6 protein-coding genes are annotated in these 14,625 nt (G+C 68.3%); 2 read left to right on the plus strand and 4 right to left on the minus strand.

All coding sequences use genetic code 11. The features are described 5' to 3' along the window. The first annotated feature begins 271 nt into the window (after nt 1–271). On the plus strand, nt 272–3,436 hold the full coding sequence (locus CKO33_RS02555; protein ID WP_200179004.1) for a bifunctional diguanylate cyclase/phosphodiesterase: 3,165 nt from the start codon (nt 272–274) through the stop codon (nt 3,434–3,436). Between the two features lie 165 nt (nt 3,437–3,601). Further along, nucleotides 3,602–6,787 (plus strand): EAL domain-containing protein, encoded by a 3,186-nt coding sequence (locus CKO33_RS02560; protein ID WP_200179008.1) that lies wholly within the window; start codon nt 3,602–3,604, stop codon nt 6,785–6,787. Nucleotides 6,788–6,902: 115 nt separating this feature from the next. Here CKO33_RS02560 and CKO33_RS02565 read toward each other — a convergent pair whose 3' ends face one another. The 4 genes from CKO33_RS02565 to CKO33_RS02580 form a co-directional block, all read right to left on the minus strand. Continuing rightward, nucleotides 6,903–9,917: a chemotaxis protein CheB gene (locus CKO33_RS02565; protein WP_200179010.1), complete on the minus strand. Its 3,015-nt coding sequence runs from the start codon at nt 9,915–9,917 to the stop codon at nt 6,903–6,905. 162 nt (nt 9,918–10,079) lie between these two features. After that, nucleotides 10,080–11,999: a methyl-accepting chemotaxis protein gene (locus CKO33_RS02570; RefSeq protein WP_200179012.1), complete on the minus strand. Its 1,920-nt coding sequence runs from the start codon at nt 11,997–11,999 to the stop codon at nt 10,080–10,082. A gap of 195 nt (nt 12,000–12,194) precedes the next feature. Beyond that, complete coding sequence (locus CKO33_RS02575; RefSeq protein ID WP_200179014.1) at nt 12,195–13,796, minus strand: peptide chain release factor 3; 1,602 nt, start codon at nt 13,794–13,796, stop codon at nt 12,195–12,197. 129 nt (nt 13,797–13,925) lie between these two features. After that, nucleotides 13,926–14,606 (minus strand): hypothetical protein, encoded by a 681-nt coding sequence (locus CKO33_RS02580; protein ID WP_200179016.1) that lies wholly within the window; start codon nt 14,604–14,606, stop codon nt 13,926–13,928. Between the last annotated feature and the right edge of the window lie 19 nt (nt 14,607–14,625).

Genomic DNA, 14,625 nt, shown 5'->3' on the forward strand with positions numbered 1-14,625 from the left:
CCCCCCTGCCGCAGCCCCCTGCCCCAGCGGCAACAGAGGATGCCCTTCATCCCCTCACCTGCAGCAGTGGTGCAGTGCCGCGAAGTACATGTAGACTGTGTCCATGGGTACACGGGCCGGTCCCTGCGTACCCACCCTGATTCACCGGAACTCGGCATTCATCCAAAGCGGTCCCGCGGAGCCGGGCCAGTCCCCGTGGACCCCGTCGGCGTGGCTGGAGCGTACGCCAGCGGTGGGGGTCGGAGCCCCACTCCGACCAAGGACAGGCGTGTTGAAAGCATCGTTCCCGAAGGCCTTGCGTCCCGCGCCCGGCGCCCTGGTCCCATGCCTTATCTACGGCCTCTTCTGCCTGTTGCTGGCGGCGGCCATCGCCTGGGAACTGGGCACCACCCGGGAGCGGGACCTGGCCGCGGCCCGCGAGAACAGCCGGGCCACCAGCGTGCTGGTGGGGGAATGGCTGGTGGGGGCCTTCCAGGCCTCGGACCTGCTGCTGCAGGGAATCGCCCGGGACCTCACCCAGGGCCACGCCCCCCCACCCCGGGAGCAGTCGGCCTGGCTGGAGAGCCGGCGCGCCCTGCTGCCCAGCGCCCGGGCCCTGAGCCTGTTCGATGCCCAGGGCCGGCTCCTGCACACCACCCTGGAGGACCTGCCCCCGGACTATCGCATCGCGGACTATGAGCACTTCCGGGTCCTGCAGGAAGACGCGGACCGCCGCGGGCACGTCTCCCGCGCCTTTATCTCCACGCGCAACGGGGTGGGATTCACCGTGGCCCAGACCCGGGCACTGCAGGGCCCCGACGGGAGACTCAGCGGAGGCCTGGAACTGCGCCTGGGACTGGAGTTCTTCGACCCCTGGCTGCAGCGCATCGATCTGCCGGAGGGCAACAGCCTCACCATCACCGATGATCGGGGCCGCCTCCTGGCCCGCCGTCCCCGGGAGGATATTCAGCATTTCGGTCACCACCTGGGCCAGCGTTTCGACGAGCCCGCCCTGAACCGGCTCATCCGATCGGACCGGCAGTCTCTCACCGCCACCGTCCTCTCTCCGGTGGACGGCCGGCGGCGCATCTACACCGGCTACAAGGTGCCCGACCTGCCCTTTCTGGTACTGGCCGGGGAACCCTATGACATGGTGATGGCCGCCTGGTGGCGCAAGTTCTGGATCCTGGGCCTGGGGTGGGTGGCGGTGACGATCCTGAGCCTTTTGGTGCTGCGGGGGTATCTGCGCACCGCACGCTACGACCGCCAGCTCCAGGCCGGCCATGAATCCCTGCAGCGGATGAACCAGGCACTGAAGCAGGAGATCGGCGAACGCCGCGAGGCGGAGCGGGCCATCAAGGCCAGTGAGACCCGTTTCCGCGCCCTGTTCGACAACTCCCTCAGCGGGGTGGCGGTACACGAACTGATCCTGGACGAGGCGGGCCAGGCCACGGACTACGTCTTCACCCTGGTCAACCCCGCCTTCGAGCGCCACACGGGCATTCCCGCCACCGTGGTGCTGGGACGGCGCGCCACGGAACTCTTCCCCACCGCGGAACTGGAGCCCCTCATCGCCCGCTACGCGCGGGTGGGTCTGGAGGGGGAATCCATCACCTTCGAGCAGTACATGCCCTCCTCCGGGCAATACTTCAGTGTCGGGGCCTTCCAGACGGGACCCGGCCGCTTCGCCGCCATCATCGACAACATCACCGCGCGCAAGCAGGCCGAAGAGGACCTGCGCCGTTCCGAGGAGAAATACCGCTTTTTGGTGGAGAACAGCTACGACATCATCTACCTGTTCACCCCGGATGGACACATCAGCTTCGTCTCCCCCAGCTGGCGCCACCTGATGGGGCATGACCCCCAGAGCGTACTCGGCCATCACTACGCCGAATTCGTCCATCCCGAAGACCTGCCGATCTGTCACCGGGCCTTCACCTCGGTACTGCAGCACGGCCACATGGAGCAGGATATCGAATACCGTGTGCGCCATCAGGACGGCAGCTGGCGCTGGCACAATTCCAGCGCCATGCCCTCCCGGGACGGCCAGGGACACATCACCGGTTTTCAGGGGATCGCCCGGGGCATCACCGCCCGCAAGCAGGCGGAGGACGAGATCCGCACCCTGGCCTTCTTTGACCCCCTCACCCACCTGCCCAACCGCCGCCTGCTCATGGACCGGCTGGAACAGGCCCTGACCACCGCAGCCCGCACCCGCCACCACGGGGCCCTGCTGTTCATCGACCTGGACCACTTCAAGGTCCTCAACGACACCCTGGGCCACGATCAGGGGGACAGCCTGCTCATCCAGGTGGCGGAGCGCATCCGCGGCTGCGTGCGGGACGTGGACAGCGTCGCCCGCCTGGGCGGCGACGAGTTCGTGGTCATGCTGCCGGATCTGGGCGCGGAGCGGGGGACCGCGGCCACCCGGGCCGAGGGGGTCGCGGAGAAGATCCTGGCCGCCCTGAAGGTGCCCTATCTCCTCTGTGGCCGGGAGCACCACACCACGGCCAGCATCGGCATCACCCTGCTGGAGGCCCGCGGCATGCGGGTGGACGAGGTGATGAAGCGGGCGGACCTGGCCATGTACCAGTCCAAGGCCGCCGGGCGCAACACCCTGCGCTTCTTCGATCCCAGCATGCAGGCCATGATCAGCGCCCGTGCCGCCCTGGAGGCGGATCTGCGCCGCGCCCTCCAGGAGGAGGCCTTCCAGCTGCATTACCAGCCCCTGGTGGACGATGCCGGACGCATCACCGGCGCGGAGGCCCTGCTGCGCTGGAATCACCCTGAGCGCGGGCCGGTGCCCCCGTCGGAGTTCATCCCCCTGGCCGAGGACACGGGGCTGATCCTGCCCCTGGGACAATGGGTGCTGGACCGGGCCTGTGCCCAACTGGCCCTCTGGGCACGGGATCCCCATCGCCGGGGGATACGGCTGGCGGTGAACGTCAGTCCCCGCCAGTTCCGCAACCCGGAATTCGCCCAGGAGGTGCTCGCGGCCATCGACCGCCACGGCGCCCCCGGCGGCCAGCTTACCCTGGAGATCACCGAGAGCCTGCTGCTGGAGGACGTGGAGGACACCATCACCAAGATGAAGACCCTCAAGGAACGGGGCGTGGGCTTCGCCCTGGACGACTTCGGTACCGGCTATTCCTCCCTCACCTACCTCAAGCGCCTGCCCCTGGACGCGGTGAAGATCGACCGCTGCTTCGTGCGGGATGTACTCACCGACGCCAATGATGCCGCCATCGCCCGCACCATCCTGGCCCTGGGCGGGGCCCTGGGGCTGCGGGTCATTGCCGAAGGGGTGGAGACGCGGGAACAATGGGCCTGGCTCCGCCACCAGGGATGCCAGGCCCACCAGGGATACCTGTTCGGCCATCCGGTACCCGCGGATGCCCTCCCCGAGGGGCAGACCGACCCGGCGCAGGCGCAGCGGCGCGCCGGCGGGGAGGCCTGATGGGGGCGGCGTGGCGGCAAGTGCAGTATCATGGTCACGGCTCCATTGCGTGAAGCAGTTCACAAGCCCCAAGATATGCGCACCAAATACCCGACAAGCGGCCCGCAGCCGCCCGCTTCGCCGCAACAGCCGGCGCCGGCGACGCCCTGCGCCGGACCATGAGCCATGGCCCGAAGGATCTCCGACAACCCGCAACCGGCCACCATACACGAGCGCGCCCGCCAGGCCCTGCGCCGGGGTGAGTTCGACCTGGCGCAGCAGCTGCTGGAACAGGGCGACCTGGACCTGGGGCAGATCACCGAGCAGCTGCGCATCTATCAGGCGGAGCTGGAGATCCAGAATGCCGAACTGCGGGAATCCCAGCAGGCGGCGGAACAGGCCCTGACGCGCTACCGGGGCCTGTTCTCCGGCATCCCCGTGGCCGCCCTGGTGGTGGACCGCACAGGCCTGGTGCTGGAGTGCAACGCCCACGCCGCCGGTCTCTTCGGTCTGGATACCCGCCACCTGCGCCACCACTTTCTCGGGCGTCTCATCCACCGCCGGGACGAGATGGCCCTCAACCGTACCCTGGGCCAGGCGGATGAGGCGGGCAAGGGGCTGGCCTCCCAGGTGACCTTTCTGCGGGCCACCGGCGGCAGCTTCACCGGCGAACTGCACATCGCCCCCCTGGGCCCCGACGAGCAGGGCCGCCACCAGTTCGTCTGCGCCGTGGTGGATCTTTCCGAGCGCATCCACCAGGAACAGGCCATGGCGCGGGCCCACGAGCGCCTGCGTCAGAGCGAACAGCGCTACCGCATCCTGGCGGACTACTCCCCGGTGTGGGACTACTGGCTCGGCCCCGAGGGCCGCTACCGCTACGTCTCCCCCGCCTGCCTGGGGGTGAGCGGACATCCGCCACAGGACTTTACCGAGGATCCGGAGTTGTTCTCCCGCCTGCTGCTGCCCGGCGACCGGGAGCGCTGGCGGAATCACGAACGGCAGGTGCTGGAGGAGGACGCCGACGCCCCCCACGAACGCATGGAACTGCGCATCCAGCGCCCGGATGGCGAGATCCGCTGGATCGAACATGAATGCCGGGCGGTACTGGGGGAGGATGGCAGCTACCAGGGACGGCGCGGCATCAATCGCGACGTCACCGACCGCAAGCAGGCGGAACTGGAGGTGGCCCAGGTCAGCCTGCTCTACGCCACCCTGAGCGCGGTGAACCAGGCCATCATCCGCATCGAGGATGAGCAGCGCCTGCTGGACAACCTGGTGCGCATCGCGGTGCAGCACGGCGGTTTCTCCGGCTGCATCATCAGCCTCTGCCCCGAGGAAGGAGCGGTACCCGTACCCCGGGCCGTGAGCGGACTCCCGCCGCAGCGGGTGCCCACCCTGCCCATGGAGGAGGCCTGGGACCTCATCAACCGGCAGTCCTACGTCTACGCCAACCGCGACGACCCCGGTGCGCCCCCGGCCTGGAGCCGCTGGGCCCAGCACAACGACGTGCAGACCTTCGGGCACTATCCCCTCATCCGCAATCACCACCTGGTGGGGGTGGCCACCTTCCTCTCCGCCACCCGCGAGGCCTTCAACCCCCAGGTGGACCGGCTGGTGCAGGACATCACCGAGGACTTCTCCTACGCCCTGCAGCATCTGGAGCTGGAAAAGAAGCGCCGCGCCAACGAGGAGCGCCTGCGCCTGGCCGATCAGGTCTTCCAGGCCGCCGACGAGGGCATCATGGTCACCGACACCGACGGCCATATCGTGGCGGTGAACCCCGCCTTCACCCATATCACCGGCTACGGCGAGGACGAGGTGAAGGGGCGCCGGCCCACCTTCCTGCAATCCGGCCGCCAGGACGCCCCCTTCTACCAGAACCTGTGGAGCACCCTGCTGGGCACCGGCCACTGGCGCGGCGAGATCTGGAACCGGCGCAAGAACGGCGAGGTGTACCCGGAATGGCTCACCATCAGCGCCGTGCCCGGGGAATCGGGGCAGATCGAGCACTACGTGGGGGTATTCAGCGATATCGGCCAGGTGAAGGAGGCCCAGCAGCAGCTGGAGTTCATGGCCCATTACGACCCCCTCACCGGCCTGGCCAACCGGGTCCTGTTCCGCGACCGCCTGCGCCAGGCCCTGCGCCGCGCCCGGCGCCATGGCACCTCCCTGGTGCTGCTGTTCATCGATCTGGACCGCTTCAAGACCATCAACGACACCCTGGGCCACAATCTGGGGGACCAGTTGCTGCAGACCGTGGCGCGGCGCATGGAGCACACCACCCGCGCCTCCGACACCCTCAGCCGCCTGGGGGGGGACGAGTTCGTGCTGCTGCTGGACGGTGAGATGAACCGGGATGATATCCAGACCCTGTGCCGCAAGCTGCTGAAGATCCTCGAGGAGCCCATGCACCTGGACGGCCACGAGGTGGCGGTGAGCGCCAGCATCGGCATCGCCACCTACCCGGAGGACGGCGAGGACGCCGACACCCTGCTCAAGCATGCGGACCTGGCCATGTATGAGGCCAAGACCCACGGCCGCAACGGCTACGAATTCTTCGCCCCCAACCTGTCCGAGGGGGTGCTGGACCGGCTGAAGATGGAATCCGCCCTGCGCGGCGCCTCCGCCCGGGACGAGCTCCGGGTGCACTACCAGCCCCAGGTGGATCTGCGGGACGGCAGCCTGCTGGGGGTGGAGGCCCTGGTGCGCTGGCAGCATCCGGCCCTGGGGCTGATCTCCCCCGGACACTTCATCGCCCTGGCCGAGGAGATGGGGGTGATCGGGGAGATCGGCGCCTGGGTGCTGCGGGAGGCCTGCCGCCAGATGCGGGCCTGGCGGGACGCCGGCTTTCATGTACCTCAGGTGGCGGTGAACCTGTCCGTGCAGCAACTGGAGCGGGAATCGCTGGTGGAACGGGTGCAGGATGCCCTGGGGGATTACGGCCTCCCCCCCCGGTGCCTGGAACTGGAGGTGACCGAATCCCTCATCATGAAGGCCCCGGAGAAGACCCTCTCGGTACTCCAGCAGCTCAAGGGGATGGGGGTGAAACTGGCGGTGGACGACTTCGGCACCGGCTACTCCTCCCTCTCCTATCTCAAGCGCCTGCCCCTGGACCGGCTCAAGATCGACCGATCCTTCATCCAGGACGTGGGCCGGGACCCCAACGGCGAGGCCATCATCCGCGCGGTCATCGGCCTGGGGCAGACCCTGGGCCTGGAGACGGTGGCCGAAGGCATCGAGCAGGAGGGCCAGGGGGCCTTCCTGCTGCGCGAGGGCTGCCACATGGGGCAGGGCTTTCTCTTTGGCCGGCCGCGGCCCGCAGCGGAATGGGAGACGGACTGGGAGAGCCCCCCCCAGGGCAGAACCGTTTGACACCCTCCCCACGGCTAAAGCCGGGGGCTTCTCGCGCAATACTGGTGAACCGGATCCGGACCCTCCATGGCGTCCCCGTCGCATCCCTCCCCCGACCGGGGCCATGGGGACGGGATCAGTCCCGGGCGCGGGTGATCCAGTCGGTGATCTCCAGGCGGCTGATGATGGCCCCGCCCTCGGGGTGGTGCAGCTTGCCCACGTGCACCAGGAAGGCGGGGGCCCCCGGCCCCTCCCCCTGCCGGTACTCCAGGGCGAAGCCCTCGGAACGGCACGCCAGCACCCGCTGCAGTTCCTGCGCCAGTTTCTCCCCCGCGCCCTCCGCCTCCATGCGCCCGTCGCGGCAGCGCAGCAGGAAATCCTCCCCCGGTTCGGGCACCCCCATGGGGTCCTTGGGATGGGCCCGGGCGTAGGCCCGCCAGGCGGTGTTCACCATCTGCACCCGGCCCTCCCGGTCCAGCACCGCCACCTGGTGGCTCTGGGAATCCAGCACCGCCTGCAGCCGGGCCACGTCCCGCACCGAGGTGATGTCCACCAGGGTCATCACCGCGCCGCGGCTGGCCTGCCCCTCCAGGGTGTAGGGCAGGATGCGCAGCAGGTAATAGCGGCCCGAGGCGGCAGGCACCTCGTGTTCGCACGGGCGTCCCTCCCGCAGGCTCAGGCGCAGGTCCTGCATCAGTTCCGGGTAGTCCAGGCTGTGGGTGAAGTCATCGATGGGCCGGCCCACGTCCCCGTCCCGGATCTTGAAGATCTGCTGCAGCTCGGGGGTGAAGCGGGTGATGCGCAGGGACTCATCCAGGAACAGGGTGGCGATGGAGGCCGCCTTGGCCATGCTGTCCAGGTCCGCGTTCAGACGGTTGAGGATCTGGATCTTCTCCTGGTTCTCGGCGTTGACGGTGTAGAGTTCCTCGTTCACCGACTGCAGTTCCTCGTTGGAACTCTGCAGTTCCTCGTTGGCGGCCATCATCTCCTCGTTGGTGGCCTGGAGTTCCTCGTTGGAGGCCTCCAGTTCCTCGATGGTGGCCTGCAGGCTCTCCCGCGTGGCGGCCAGTTCCTGCTCCAGGGAGTGGATCCGGTCCATGGCCTCGGCATTCATGTCCAGGGCCGGGGTCTCCCCGTCCCCGGCAGGGGGATCCTCCTGGGCCTCGAAGGAGAGCAGCAGGAACGGGGCGTTGCGGTCCTCCCCGTCCAGGCGGCGCGCGCTCAGGCGCAGGCGCGCCGTGCTCCCGTCGGGCAGCTGGAAGCGTCCGGCCTCCGAGCGGATGATCTCGTCACTCTTCATGGCGCGGCGCAGCAGGGCCTGGGCCACGGGGACGATCCCCGAGGGCAGGAGCCGGGAGACCTCCAGGGTGATGCTGCCGGAGGGGAAGTGCAGGTAGCGCTGGGCGTCCCCGAAGATGTGGATCAGTTCCATGGCATCGGACAGCAGGATGCTGGGAGGGGCATGGTCCCGCAGCAGGGCGTGCTGCGCCGACTCGATGGCCGAGGCATCCCGGGAGCGGGACCCGTTCACCGGCGGGCGGGATGGCCGCGAGGTCCCATGGCGGCCACCGGGGGCGGGTCCTGTGAGACGGGTATCCACCGGCAGGCTGGCGCCGTGCAGCATCTGGAAGAGCTTGTGCTTGCTGCTCACCGGGGTGAAGTCCGGCCCCAGGGCCCCCAGGGACTCGCTGGTCCCCAGGAAGAGATAGCCCCCCGGGGCCAGGGCGTATTGCAGGCGGCGCAGGGCCCGCTCCTGGGTGGCCGGCAGGAAGTAGATGAGCACGTTGCGGCAGCACACCAGGTCCATGCGGGTGAAGGGGGGGTCCTCCACCAGATTATGGCGGGCGAACACCAGGGTCTGGCGCAGTTCCGGCCGCACCACGAAGTGGCTGCCCCGCTTGATGAAGAACCGCTCCAGGCGTTCGGGGGAGACCTCCGCCATGATGGCCTCGGAAAAGGTGCCGGCACTGGCGGCGTCCACGTTCTTCTGCTCCACGTCGGTGGCGAAGATCTTGATATCCGGCCAGCGCTGCAGCCGTTCGAAGGCCTCGGCGAAGAGCATGGCCACGGAATAGGCCTCCTCGCCGGTGGACATGCCCGCCACCCAGACGCGGATGGGATGGGCCTCGCCGGCCTGGCGCATGATGGCGTCCACCGCCCGCTCGGCCAGCATCTCGAAGGCCTCGGGGTCGCGGAAGAAGTTGGTCACGGGGATGAGGATCTCCCGGCGCAGCACGGAGACCTCCCCGGAATCCGCCTCCAGCAGTTCCAGGTAGTGCTCGAAATCCGGCACGTGGCGCACCTGCATGCGCCGTTCGATGCGCCGCAGCACGGTGGCCGGTTTATAGTCCCGGAAGTTCACCCCGCCGTGGTTGTGCAGCAGGTGGAAGATCCCCTCCAGGGCCGACCCCGTGTCCAGATCCCCGGTGGCGCGCGGGGGCGGAGGCACCTGGGTCTCGGGCTTTTGCTGGATGTGATCCCGGATACGCGCCCCCAGGGCATCCGGCGGCAGCACCTCGTCCACCAGGCCGGTGGCGATGATGCTGCGGGGCATGCCGTCGAACTTGGCGCTCTCCGGGTCCTGGGCCAGCAGCAGGCCGCCGGCGTCGTTGATGGCCACGGCACCGCGGGTGCCGTCGGAACCCGTGCCCGAGAGGATCACGCCGATGGCACGATCGGCGAACTCCCGGGCCAGGGAGGAGAAGAACAGGTCGATGGGCAGGGACAGGGCCCCGGGGTTCTTGGGGCTCAGGTGGAGCTGTCCGTCCACCACGGTCATGAGATTGCCCGGAGGGATCAGATAGATGGTCTCCCCCCGGATCGCCATGGCGTCCTCCACCGTCTGCACCGGCATGCGGGTGTGCCGCGACAGGAGGTTGCCCATCAGGCTCTTGTGGTCGGGGGAGAGGTGCTGCACCACCACAAAGGCCGCCCCCGTCCCCTCGGGCATGGCCTCAAACAGCTGTTCCAGGGCCTCCAGGCCCCCGGCGGAGGCCCCCACCCCCACCACATGCCCCTGGAAACCGGCCCCTTCCTGGAGCGGCACCCCATCCGGGGGCTCCAGACGGGGGCCGTCGTTCTCATCCGGGGCCTCGAGCCGGGGGCTGGGGCTGTGCTCCAGGGCCTTGGGGTTGTCGCGGGAGGGGGTCATGGATGGCCGTCGCCCGTGGTTGCATGGTGGCCCCATTATGAACTACTCCCGCCAAGCCTTTCAGGCTATGGCGTGAGTTTCGCGCTTCGACGGGGGTGAGGGCCGCGGTCCGGCGCATCCGGGACACGCACGCTGCAGGACGCTGCCGGGACGGGGTGTCAGTCAGTAGCGGAAGCGTCCCACCACGCCCTGCAGGTCCCGGGTCAGGCGCGCCAGCTCCTCGCCGCTGCCGGCCGTCTGCTTGGCCCCCTCGGCGGTCTCTTCGGAGATGTCGTTGATGTGCACCAGGTTGCGGTTGATCTCGTCCGCCACCGTGCTCTGTTCCTCCGCCGCCGAGGCGATCTGCGCGTTCATGTCGGAGATGCGGCTCACCGCGTCGGTGATGCTGGAGAGGGCCTGCTCGGCGCTGCCCGCCTGCTCCACGGTGCCCGAGGCCCGGTTGCGCCCCTGTTCCATGACCTGTACGGATTCCCTGGCCGCCTGCTGCAGTTGTTCGATCATCCCCTGGATCTCCTGGGTGGAATCCTGGGTGCGGCTGGCCAGGGTGCGCACCTCGTCCGCCACCACGGCGAAGCCCCGCCCCGCCTCCCCGGCCCGGGCCGCCTCGATGGCGGCATTCAGGGCCAGCAGATTGGTCTGCTCGGCGATGCCCCGGATCACGTCCAGGACGGCGCCGATGCCCTCGGAATCCTTGCCCAGGCGGTTGATGCTCTCCGCGGCCCGGTTCACATCCTCGGCCAGCTGGCGGATGGACTGCATGCTCTCCTTCACCACCCGCGAGCCCTCGCCGGCACTGTTGTCCGCCTCCCGGGCCGCCTCGGCGGCGTACTCGGCGTTGCGGGCCACGTCCTGCACCGTGGAGGTCATCTCGTTCATGGCCGTGACCACCTGTTCGATCTCCACCCGCTGGCGCTGCATGCCCTCGTTGGTGCGCGTGGTGACCGTGGACATCTGGTCCGAGGCGGCGGCCAGGTGTTCGGTGGAGCCCCCCACCTGCCGCACCGTCTCCTGCACCCGTTCGGCAAAACGGTTGAAGGCGGCCGCCAGTTCGGCGATCTCGTCCCGCCCGCCGGTCTCCAGGCGGCGGGTGAGATCCCCCTCCCCTTCGGCGATGTCCCGCATGGCCGCCACCGCCCGCTGCATGGGGCGGGTGATGGTGCGCCCCATGAACCAGGCGGTGACCAGTCCGGCCAGCAGGGCCAAAAGCCCCACCCCCAGGACGGTATTGCGGGCCATGGCCGCCGCCTGCACGTAGTAGCTGCGGTCCAGGGAGACCGCCAGCACCCCGACGGGCTCGCCGGAGTAGTCCTGCACCGGCGCGGCGTAGACGGCCACCGGATCCCCACCCAGGCGGGCGGTGGTGAAGGCCTCACCCGTATCCAGGGCCCCCCGCAGGGCATCTTCGGGCATCAGATCCGCGGATCGCCAGGTGCTGGCAAAGGGCTCCAGGCGGCCGTCCCGCAGGGTATGCAGGGCGATGTGCATCCCGGCCCCGGACCACTCATCGCGAATCTGCTGCAAGAAGGGTTCCCCGAAGGACATGCCCAGTTCCAGGGAGCCCACCTGCTCCCCGGCATGGCGCACCGGCACCACGCCGCGGATGCCCAGGCCCGCCACGCCGCTCTCCAGCCCGCGCACCGGCCGGCCCGTGCGGTTCACCTCCACCACCGTGTGACGGAAACCGGAGAGGTCATCGCCGAATTTCCCGGGCCGGTGCAGGCGCAGGAAGGAGGTGGCGGGGGCGGTGTGGAACTGAAACTGGCGCACCGCGTACGCTTCCCTGAGGTAGTCGTACATGGGCATCAGCAGCAGCTGCAGGCCTTGCCGATCCCGCTGTGCAAAGCGCCGGGTGATGCTGTCCAGCTGGGCCAGGGCCCCGGCGACGGCCGCCCCCACCTTGGCCTCGGCGTCGATGCGGCCGACGATCTCGTCGTGCAGGGCCCGCAGCTCCCGTTGCTCCGCCTCCTGGATGATGCCGTTCACCTGGCTCACCACCAGGGGCAGCAGGACCGCCAGCATCACCACGAGGGTCAGGGCCACCCCCAGGATCAACCGCTGACCGATGCGAAGACGTTGCAGCATGACGAGCACTCCCTGTTGCCTGTGGGCGCGGAGTCCGGGCACGAACGCATTCACGCACGGACGAATCCGCCGGCCGGTTCATCCATTATGGCGGCCGGGTTCGGGAAAAGTTGAGTCCGCGCAATGGGTCCGGCCCATGACCGGTAGCAGGGCCGGATGACACGGCCCCCGAGGCACGGGATGCTTCCCGGGGGATCAATTCCCGCCGATGCCGTGCTCCCGGGTGGCGCTGAACTCGATCTCCGGCCACTTCTCCTGGGCCATCTGCAGGTTCACCCGCGTGGGGGCGATGTATACCAGGTCCCCGCCGTGGTCGATGGCCAGGTTGCTGGCGGCCTTGTCCCTGAACTGTTCCAGCTTGCGTTCATCCTCCGAGGTCACCCAGCGGGCCGTCTGCACGTTCACGTTCTCGAAGCTGGCGTCCACGTTGTATTCCGTCTTGAGGCGATGGGCCACCACGTCGAACTGCAGCACCCCCACGGCCCCGAGGATCAGATCATTGTTGTTCAGCGGCTTGAACAACTGGGTGGCCCCCTCCTCACAGAGCTGCTGCAGCCCCTTCTGCAACTGCTTCATCTTCAGCGGGTCCCGCAGCTGGGCGCGGCGGAAGAGTTCGGGGGCGAAGTTGGGGATGCCGGTGAAGGCCAGCTTCTCCCCCTGGGTGAAGGTGTCGCCGATGCGGATGGTACCGTGGTTGTGGATGCCGATGATGTCCCCGGGGAAGGCCTCCTCGGCGTGCTCCCGGTCCGAGGCCAGGAAGGTGAGGGCATCGGAGATGCGCACGTCCTTGCCGATGCGCACGTGGTGCAGCTTCGAGCCCTTTTTGAAGCTGCCGGAGCAGATGCGCATGAAGGCGATGCGGTCCCGGTGCTGCGGGTCCATGTTGGCCTGGATCTTGAAGACGAACCCGGAGAAGGTTTCCTCCTCCGGCGACACCTCGCGGGTCTCCGTGGCCCGGGGCCGCGGCGGCGGGGCGTATTCCACGAAGTCGTCCAGCAGTTCCTGCAGGCCGAAGTTGTTGATGGCCGAACCGAAGAAGACCGGGGTCAGACGGCCCTCCAGATAGGCCTGCAGGTCGAACCCGTGGGACGCCCCCATCACCAGCTCCAGTTCCTCCCGCAGCTCCCGGGCCTGGTCCCCCAGCACCTCGTCCAGGCGCGGGTTGTCCAGCCCCTGGATCACCTCCCCCTGCTGCATCCTGCCGCCGTGGGTGGGGGAGAACAGGTGCACCGCGTCACGGCGGATGTGGTAGACCCCCTTGAAGCGCTTGCCCATGCCGATGGGCCAGGTCACGGGGGCGCAGGGGATCTGCAGCACCTCCTCCACCTCGTCCATGAGCTCGATGGGCTCGCGGCCCTCCCGGTCCAGCTTGTTGATGAAGGTCATGATGGGGGTGTCCCGCAGGCGGCACACCTCCATGAGCTTGATGGTGCGCTCCTCCACGCCCTTGGCCACGTCGATCACCATCAGGGCCGAGTCCACGGCGGTGAGGGTGCGGTAGGTATCCTCGGAGAAGTCCTGGTGCCCGGGGGTGTCCAGCAGGTTGACGATGCGGTCCTTGTAGGGGAACTGCATCACCGATGAGGTGACGGAGATGCCGCGCTGCTTCTCCAGCTCCATCCAGTCGGAGGTGGCGTGGCGGTCGGACTTGCGCCCCTTGACGGTCCCCGCCAGCTGGATGGCGCCGCCGTAGAGCAGGAGCTTCTCGGTGACGGTGGTCTTGCCCGCGTCCGGGTGGGAGATGATGGCAAAAGTGCGTCGAATCGCGGTTTCTAGGGCTTGGTTGGTGTCCTGCATAAGAGTGAGAGCCTAATGTGTACTCAAATATGTACTTAAATGGAAAGATGCCCTTGCCGCGACCTTCGCGCCAACAAGCGCTAAACTTAGCATTATCGCATCCTGTTGCAATTGGCGCACCTTTGCGCTTCACCGAGCCAGGGCCCTCGCAGGGGCAAGTGTGGCGCCGGACGAATGCCGCCACTTCACGGCCGCCTCCCTTTCTGCAAGCATGCCATCAAGGATGGCTGACGCGGCGGCCACCACGGCCTGGCTGTCATGGAAGATGGCCAGGTCGAAGCCCTGGCGGGAATAGGCAACGCCTGGCAAGCGGCGCTCGAGCTCTGCCTCCATGTCGGCTATGACCGTGGCAGCAAAGAGGCTCGAGGCGGGAGCGGAGCACGGCAGTGGCGCCGTCCTTGCCGCGTTGTCGGCATGGGCCTCGGCAACGCTCCCTACCAGATCCGCCGTTCGTCGGCAGCCGGTATGCCGGAGCGTAGCGTCTGCGACAGACAGTGGCGTTGCCGACGCGCAAAGGCCGTCAGGACAGATACTGCCGCGCGCGGAAGCCTGACACCTCTCATCGCCGCCATGACGCCGGAACAGCGTCGCATCAGACGCCGCCAGGACGCCGACCAGGTGCGACTCAATGGCTTCGCTGACAGGCACGGGATGGTCACCGTGCCGATACTCACCCCAGATCAGGGCGCTTTGTATCTCGGCGGCCACTACCTCCATGTGAGTGGGCCGAGGGAGGTGGCACGACAGCGCAGCCATTATTCGCTCATGGTCGCACAGCGTCGCGTAAATCTGGGGGCAGGTGATCATCACTTTGGGCCTCCCTGGCAAA

Origin of the sequence: Ectothiorhodospira mobilis (assembly GCF_016584115.1) — a bacterium.
Taxonomy (GTDB): Bacteria; Pseudomonadota; Gammaproteobacteria; order Ectothiorhodospirales; family Ectothiorhodospiraceae; genus Ectothiorhodospira; species Ectothiorhodospira mobilis.